The sequence below is a fragment of the Actinomadura sp. NPDC049753 genome (genome assembly GCF_040674655.1).
GTDB classification, from domain to species: domain Bacteria; phylum Actinomycetota; class Actinomycetes; order Streptosporangiales; family Streptosporangiaceae; genus Spirillospora; species Spirillospora verrucosospora.
Window position 1 is genome coordinate 1 of sequence record NZ_JBFARL010000299.1, and the last position, 7,366, is coordinate 7,366.

General features: G+C 73.0%; 8 protein-coding genes. 2 read left to right on the forward strand and 6 right to left on the reverse strand.

Annotation, left to right across the window (positions count from 1 at the left end; all coding sequences use genetic code 11):
* The 3 genes from AB0K37_RS39010 to AB0K37_RS39020 all read right to left on the reverse strand — a co-directional run.
* On the reverse strand, nt 1-840 hold an 840-nt coding region (locus AB0K37_RS39010), incomplete at its 3' end, for a nucleotidyltransferase family protein (RefSeq protein ID WP_363990389.1).
* 34 nt (nt 841-874) lie between these two features.
* Nucleotides 875-2,023, reverse strand: a complete 1,149-nt coding sequence (locus AB0K37_RS39015; RefSeq protein WP_363990391.1) for a glycosyltransferase family 1 protein — start codon at nt 2,021-2,023, stop codon at nt 875-877.
* A 159-nt stretch (nt 2,024-2,182) separates the two neighbouring features.
* The gene (locus tag AB0K37_RS39020; RefSeq protein ID WP_345177699.1) at nt 2,183-2,887 is read right to left on the reverse strand and encodes a class I SAM-dependent methyltransferase; all 705 of its coding nucleotides are present in this window, start codon (nt 2,885-2,887) and stop codon (nt 2,183-2,185) included.
* 66 nt (nt 2,888-2,953) lie between these two features.
* On the opposite strand from AB0K37_RS39020, the gene AB0K37_RS39025 reads away from it, so the two are divergent.
* Nucleotides 2,954-3,940 (forward strand): lysylphosphatidylglycerol synthase transmembrane domain-containing protein, encoded by a 987-nt coding sequence (locus AB0K37_RS39025; RefSeq protein ID WP_363990397.1) that lies wholly within the window; start codon nt 2,954-2,956, stop codon nt 3,938-3,940.
* Nucleotides 3,937-4,260, forward strand: a complete 324-nt coding sequence (gene trxA, locus AB0K37_RS39030) for a thioredoxin (RefSeq protein ID WP_179837481.1) — start codon at nt 3,937-3,939, stop codon at nt 4,258-4,260. The genes AB0K37_RS39025 and trxA overlap by 4 nt, the downstream gene beginning before the upstream one ends.
* On the opposite strand, the gene AB0K37_RS39035 is transcribed toward trxA, so the two are convergent.
* From AB0K37_RS39035 to AB0K37_RS39045, 3 genes are all read right to left on the reverse strand, one after another.
* Nucleotides 4,241-5,323, reverse strand: a complete 1,083-nt coding sequence (locus AB0K37_RS39035; RefSeq protein ID WP_363990394.1) for a glycosyltransferase family 4 protein — start codon at nt 5,321-5,323, stop codon at nt 4,241-4,243. The genes trxA and AB0K37_RS39035 overlap by 20 nt on opposite strands.
* 4 nt (nt 5,324-5,327) lie before the next feature.
* A complete protein-coding gene (locus AB0K37_RS39040; protein WP_363990399.1) occupies nt 5,328-6,260 on the reverse strand; it encodes a glycosyltransferase family 2 protein in 933 nt (310 codons plus the stop codon).
* Nucleotides 6,261-6,372: 112 nt separating this feature from the next.
* Nucleotides 6,373-7,281, reverse strand: a complete 909-nt coding sequence (locus AB0K37_RS39045; RefSeq protein WP_363990395.1) for a hypothetical protein — start codon at nt 7,279-7,281, stop codon at nt 6,373-6,375.
* Nucleotides 7,282-7,366: the final 85 nt, after the last annotated feature.

Consider the following 7,366-nt stretch of genomic DNA (forward strand, 5'->3'; position numbering starts at 1 on the left):
ATCGTGCTCGGGCACAGCGACGTCCCGAACCTGCTGCCGGACCTGGCCTCGTTCCGGCCGACGTTCCTGCTGGCCGTCCCCCGCGTGTTCGAGAACAGCGCCCGGCTCGCCGGGCATGGCGGGCGACGCCAGAGCGCCGAGGACGAGGTCGCGCGAACCTTGGACGAAGGCCTCGGGGGTGCCGACGTCCAGCCAGTAGCCCGACTCGACGTAGCCCATGACCACCGCGCCGGACGAGATGAGCGACGGGAACGTCTCGCGCTCGACGGAGACCACCTCGTGCTCGGGGATCGCGTCGATGGCCGACCGGCGGAAGACGTAGCAGCCCGCGTTGATCTGGTTCGTCACCGGATGGGGCGTCTTCTCCAGGAAGGCGGTGACGCGGCCGTCGCCGGCGGTGGGGACGCAGCCGAACCGGGACGGGTCGTCGACCTCGGTGAGGTGGAGCGTCACCGAGGCGGCGGCGGCCTCGTGCAGCTTCACCTGGGCGCGGACGTCGTGGCCCGACAGGATGTCGCCGTTGAGGATCAGGACGGGGTCGTCCGGGCCGCAGGTGAGGGCGCGCGCGGCGTTGCGGATGGCGCCGCCGGTGCCGAGCGGCTCGTCCTCGCTGACGTACGCGAGGTCGACGCCGTAGGCGCGGTCGCCGAAGGCGGCCTCGAACATCTCGGCGCGGTAGGACGTGGCGAACACGATGCGCTCGACGCCCGAGGCGTGGGCGCGGGCCAGCTGGTGCGCGAGGAACGCCACCCCCGCGGTGGGGAGCAGGGGTTTCGGGGTGGAGATCGTCAGGGGGCGCAGGCGGGTGCCTTGACCTCCCACCAGGAGGATCGCTTCCACTCGGTTCCTTTCTCCACGCGCGGTCGGAGAGAGCCTAGTGGGTGCGTGCCGCGGCGTACTGGTCCACGGCCCGCTGGTAGGAGGCCATGTGCGCCTCCGCGGACGCCGACCAGGAGAACCGCTCGGAGCGGGTGTGCGCGGCCTCGGCCAGTTCGGCGCGGCGGGACGGGTCGTCGATCAGGGAGGTGAGGGCGGCGCCGATGCCCTCCGGATCGGGTTCGGTGTAGGCGACCGCGTCGCCGCCGACCTCCGGGAGGGGACCGCGGTGGGTGGTCAGGACGGGCGCGCCGCAGGACATCGCCTCAAGGACGGGCAGCCCGAAGCCCTCGCCGCGGCTCGGGAGCGCCACGACCAGCGCGCCGCCGAAGAACCCGGGCAGGGCGGGCCAGGGCAGGTAGCCGGGGCGCAGGACGCGCAGCTCCAGCGGGACGGTGGCGAGGGCCGCGTCGACCTCGTCGTCCCAGCCGCCGCTGCCCGCGAGGACGAGCGCCGGCGCGTCGTCGCGGCCGGCGCAGGCCCGCACCCAGCCGCGGATCAGGTTCGGGACGTTCTTGCGGGGCTCCAGCGCGCCCAGGTAGGCGACGTAGGGGCGGCCGTGCAGGCCGAGGCGGTCGGAGACGTGCTTGACCTCCGCCTCGGACGGGCGGTGGAAGACCTCGTGGTCGACGCCGTGGTAGGCGACGTCGATGTGGGACGGGTCGGCGCCGAGGATGCGGACCAGCTCGTCGCGCGTCGCGCGGGACGGCGCGATCAGCCGGGTCGCGCGGCGGGCGGCGGTGCGGGTCGCCGACTTGATGTAGGAGGTGCGCACCGGGTCGTGCGGCTCCGGCTCGGCGAACAGGGTGACGTCGTGGATCGTCACCACGGTCGGCAGGCCCGCGCTCACCGGCATCGTGTAGGTGGGCAGGTGGATGACCTCGGCGCCGACGCGCCGGGCCACGTGCGGCAGGCCCGACTGCTCCCAGGCCAGGCGGGTGGCGCGATGCGAGAGCGTCGCGGGCCCGGCGACCACCTGCGCGCCGGGCACGAGGCCCTCATAGCGTTCGGCGTCCGCACGCTGGCAGGCGACGGCGAGGTCGGCGCCCTGCCGGTGCAAGGCGCACAGCAGGCCGTCCACATACCGGCCGAGCCCGCCGCGGTCGGCAGGCACGGCGGTGGCGTCGAGCAGAATCCGAGGCGCCACGGTCCACTCCCCCATCCAGCGCGGTGGCGTAGATCACTCTTTACTCTCCGAGCGTACGCCCGGAAGGCGCCAACTCGCCGGATCTCGTTCCACGCGATTCATCCGTGAGGGGCCCTCCCCACACGGCCACCGCTTACGCGCCCCGGCTCCCGCGCGGCCCTATCTTTTTCGGGCGCGGACCAGGACGATGCTGCCGCGCTCGTTCGGCGCGGCGCGGTCGGCGAGGGCGACGAGCGGCGTGAGCGGCGCGGCCGCGTTGAAGCCGACCCTGCCGCCGTAGGTGGAAAGGGACAGGTAGAGGCGCTCGGTGGCGGCGGTGCGGAACTGGTAGCTGTGACCGACGAGGTCGAGGCCGCGCTCGTCCATCAGCTTGCGCAGGCTGTCGTGGGTGTAGGTGTGCTGGACGTGGTATTTGGCCTTGTGCGCGTCGCGCAGTTTCGGCCAGGCGTCGGCGCGGCTCAGCACGTCGGCGGACATGAAGATCTCACCGCCGGGCTTGAGAACCCGCGCCATCTCGTCCAGCGACCTGCCGCCGTCGTCGAAGTGCTCGATCGCGCAGACCGACAGGACCGCGTCGAACGAGCCGTCGGCGAACGGCAGCCGCAGCGCGTCGCACTCGATCAGCGCGGGGGCGTGCGCGAGCGTCCGCCCGTAGACCATCTTGCCGCGGGCCAGGTCGATCGAGACGGCCTCGGCGCCGCGCCGGCGCGCGCGGCCGGCCCAGTAGCCGTCACCGCCCGCGACGTCGAGGACCCGCTTGCCGCGCAGGTCGCGCCCCATCCAGTCGAGCAGCGTCCCCGCCTCGCGGTACCGGCACACGTGCACCTGGTGCCCCATGAAGGCGACCACATCCGAAATCTTCATCGCTCCCCAACTCTAGGCGGAGCGGGCGGCCGCGAGGTCACGTTCGCCTACGCTGGGCGCGTGAAGATGAAGGTCGTCGCCGTCCGGGCCCTGCGCGTGCTCCTGGTCCTGCTCGCGCTCGCGTTCTGCGGCTACAGCGTGGCGTCCCAGTGGGACGCCGCGGTGGACGCGTTCCGGCAGATGTCGTGGGCGGTGCTCGCCGGGGCGCTCGCCGCGGGTCTGGCGGGGCTCTTCGCCTGGATGCTCGGCTGGCGGGAGTTCCTCGCCGGGCTCGGGTCGCCGCTGCCGGTGCGGGCCGTCTTCCGGATCTCGGGGATCAGCCAGCTCGGCAAGTACGTCCCGGGCAAGGTGTGGGCGCTGGTCACCCAGATCGAGATGACGCGCGAGCACAAGGTGCCGCCCGAGCGCAGCTTCGGCTCGACGATGCTGGCGGTCGCGACGTCCACCTCGTGCGGCCTCGCGGTCGCGGCGGTGACGCTGCCGCTGACGTCCGCGGCGGCGCGCCGGGAGTACTGGTGGCTGTTCCTGCTGGCGCCCGTCCTGCTGGTGATGCTGCACCCGAGGATCGTGAGCTGGGCGCTCGGCGTGATGCTCAGGCTCGTGCGGCGGCCGCCGCTGGAGCACCCGGTCAGCCTCGGCGCGACGCTCAGGGCCGTCGGGTGGACGGTTCTCGGCTGGGCCCTGTTCGGCGTGCACACCTGGCTGCTGTGCGCGGCCGTGGGCGGCGACGGCAAGGGGCTGCCCTTCCTGGCGACCGGGGCGTACGCGCTGGCGTTCGTCGCCGGCTTCCTCGTCTTCATCGCGCCGGGCGGCATCGGGGCCCGGGAGGCGGCGCTGACGGTCGTGCTGACGCCGGTGCTCCCGGCGGGCGCGCCGGTCGTGGTCGCGATCGCGTCCCGGGTGCTGCTGACGGCCGCCGACCTGCTGATCGCGGGCGCGGCGTTCCTGCTGGGCAGGACGGCCCCGGCGGCCGGGAATGAACCGCGGTCCGAACAGCTTGTGACGGGTACGCAGCCCACGACGGATGCGCAGCCTACGAAGGAGGGACCGTGACGGCCCCGATCACCGTGACCGACGCGACGTTCGCGGACGAGGTCCTGAGCAGTGACACCCCCGTTCTGGTCGACTTCTGGGCCGACTGGTGCGGGCCGTGCCGCATGATCGCTCCCGTGCTGGAGCAGATCGCCGCCGAGCAGGACGGCAAGATCAAGATTGCGAAGATGGACTACGACGCGAACCCTCAGACGCCGGGCAAGTACGGCGTGATGGGGCTGCCGACCCTCCTGCTCCTCAAGAACGGCGAGGTCGTGGAGCAGATCGTCGGCGCCAAGCCGAAGCGCGCCCTGATGAAGGTCATCGAACCGCACCTGTGAGCGCGTCGAGGTAGGCGGCCCACACCGGGCCGTGGTCGACCGGGCGGACGCCGGAGCGCAACCGCTCCGGCTCCCCCGGCGCGTAGAAGCGCCGGAGGGCGCCGGCGAGCGCCGGCACGTCGTCCGGCGCGCAGACCAGCCCGTCCACGCCGTCGCGGATCTGCCCGGCGAAACCGCCCACATCGGTGGCGATCACCGGAAGGCCGTACTCGTGGGCCATCCACACGTTCTGCGACGAGGTCGCCGACCGGTAGGGCATGACGAGCGCGTCGGCCGCCGCGAACAGCCCGGGTATGTCGGCGGCCGGGACGTACCCGGGCCGCAGCTCCACCCTGGACGCCAGGTCCAGCGAGCCGACCAGCTCACGGGTCTCGTCCAGGCCGCCCCAGAACTCGCCCGCGACGGTCAGCGCCACGTCGTCCGGGCCCTCGGCGAGGGCGCGCAGCAGGACGTCCAGCCCCTTGTACGGGCGGACGATCCCGAAGAACAGCAGCCGCCGGCGCACCTTCCCGTCGCCGGGCGCGGCGGCGCCGGCCGCGGGCAGGTGCGCGGCCATCTCCGCGACCCGCACCGGCCGCGGGGTGAGCCCCCGCGCCAGGCCGGCCTGCGCCTCGGTGTGGACGAGCACGCCGTCCACCTTCCGGAGCAGGCGCCTCATCAGCGGCTCGTCGTAGGGCTTGCGCTCGTGCGGCAGGACGTTGTGGCACAGCGCCACCACCGGGGTCCGGCCCCGGAGCCCGGCGAGGATCCCCAGGTAGGACGGCACCTGGACGGTGCTCAGCACGACCAGGACGACCAGGTCGCACGAGCTCAGCGCGCGCCCGGTGCGCCACCAGCCGTCCGGGCGGCGCCAGTCGAGCCGACGCCGGGTGCCGGGGAACGGCTCCCCCTCCGGCTCGGAGATCGTCTGCTGGCCGGGGTACAGGAACGAGGGGTACTGGGCCCGCCACGACTCGATGACGACGTCGTGGCCCGCCGCCGCCAGCCGGTGCGCCAGCTCGGTGGTGTGCCGGGCGCCGCCGCCCTTGTAGGGGAACGCGGGCCCGACGATCGCCACGCGCATGCCGCTAGACGTCCCCGCGCGAGCGGACGATCAGGTCGGCCAGCAGCGCCAGCGACGCGATGATCAACCCCGTCACGAAGATCATGATGGTGTTGTTGGCGAAGTAGCCGAAGTGCACCACCATGTCGAACACGCCCTTGAGCAGGCCGATCACGATCAGCCACAGCGCCGGCGGCATCAGCACCTTGAGCGGGTTGAAGTACATCACCATCCGCAGCACCTGAAGGATGTAGCGGTAGGCGTCCTTGGTGAAGTGGAACTTCGACTTGCCGGCCCGCTTGGCGTAGTCGATCGGCACGTACCGCACCGGGTGCTGGTTCGACAGGAACGCGATGGTGATCGTCGTGACGCAGGAGAACCCGGGCGGCAGCAGCCGCAGGTACGGCAGCGACACCTCGCGGCGGAACGCGCGCAGCCCCGAGTTCAGGTCGGGGATCTTCGTGTTGGTGAGCCGCTCGGCGACCTTGCGGATGAACCACTTGGCGGGCACCCGCAGCGCCTTGTGCGTCCCCTCCTCGGTGGTGCGCGCCCCGACGACCTGGTCGACCGCCGGGTCGGAGTCGAGGAGCTCGACCAGCTCGGGGATCCGGTCGTTGGGGTAGGACATGTCGGCGTCGGTCCACACGACGATGTCGCCGCGGGCCTGCTGGGAGCCGATGCGCCGGACGGTGCCCGAACCGCTGTTGTGCTGGAACGCCATGATGCGCATGTTCGGGAAGCGGGGCGCCGCCTCCTCCAGCCGGGCGAGCGTCGCGTCCGTCGAGCAGTCGTCGACGGCCAGCAGCTCGTAGGTCTTGCCGCTGGCGTCCATCGCCGCGCAGATGCGCTCGACCTCGTCGATCACGTGGTCCTGCTCGTTGTAGCAGGGCAGGACGATCGTGACGTGCACGGCGTCGGGGGCGGCCGGCGGACCGGGCGCGGGCACCGGTTCGGGCACGGGCGCGGGATCGGACGCGGGCTCCACATCGGCGGGCGGCTGGGGCTTCGGCTCGACAGACTGGGTGCTCACGCAGCGCGAGGATACTCGCCCCGGCGCGCATCGGCGGCCACTACGCCCCCGCGGGCTCGGCCGCCCACACCTCCATGGTCAGCCCCCAGGTGCCGCCGGGCGGCCCGGTGAGCGTGCGCCCGTCCTGCCGTGTCACCAGGTGCAGCACCCGCCGCGCCGCCCCGTAGGGGGCGACCTGCTCGGGCCTCGCCGCCATGATCACCGGGCGGCGCCCGGCCCGCCGCGCCCCGGCGGCGACTCGCCGCACGTCCTCGGGCGACGCGGAGCCGGTCGTGCGCGCGGCGGGCAGCCCGCACTCACCGCGGACGACCTGGAGGAACCGGTCGGCGGTGGCCTGCTCGACCATCACGACCGAGGCGCGCGCGGGCAGCGCCCGGCACATCCCCTCCACGGCGGTCACCTCGCCCTGCTCCGTGCGGGTCACCAGGTAGCCGCCGGACGTCAGCACGATCGGCGCCAGCATCAGCACGAACCCGGCGACCGCGCCCGCCCGCACCATCCCCGGCCCGTAGCCGAGCCGCCGGACGCGCTTGACGGTCCAGGCCGACGCGAACACCGTGAACAGCAGCAGGCCGGGGATGACGAGGCCGATCAGCCGGCGGGACGCCCACGGGTGGTCGGGCGTGATGCCGGGACGCACCAGCACCTGCGCGGTCGTCCAGACGACCATCGCGTAGGGCAGGAGCCATTCCGGGGACTGGCCGCGCAGCAGCCGCCGCACCAGCAGCGCCGCGCCGAACGTGGCGAACAGCAGCGCGGGAATACCGACGTACCAGAGGACCCAGTACAGCGACAGCTCGGAGTACTGCCGGGTGCCGTCGACCGGGAGGTCCTGGATCTTCTGGATCATCTCGATGAACCGGACGTTCATCGCGTCGTCGCCGGTCGCGGGCGGGCGGCGGACGGTCTGCACCAGCGGCCGGAGCGCGAAGCCCGCCATGACCAGCATTCGGCAAGCCGCTCCAGAGACCGTTCCGGGCACGCCATCAGGTCCTCGAAGCGGACGACGATGTGCGGCAGACCGTACGTGTTGG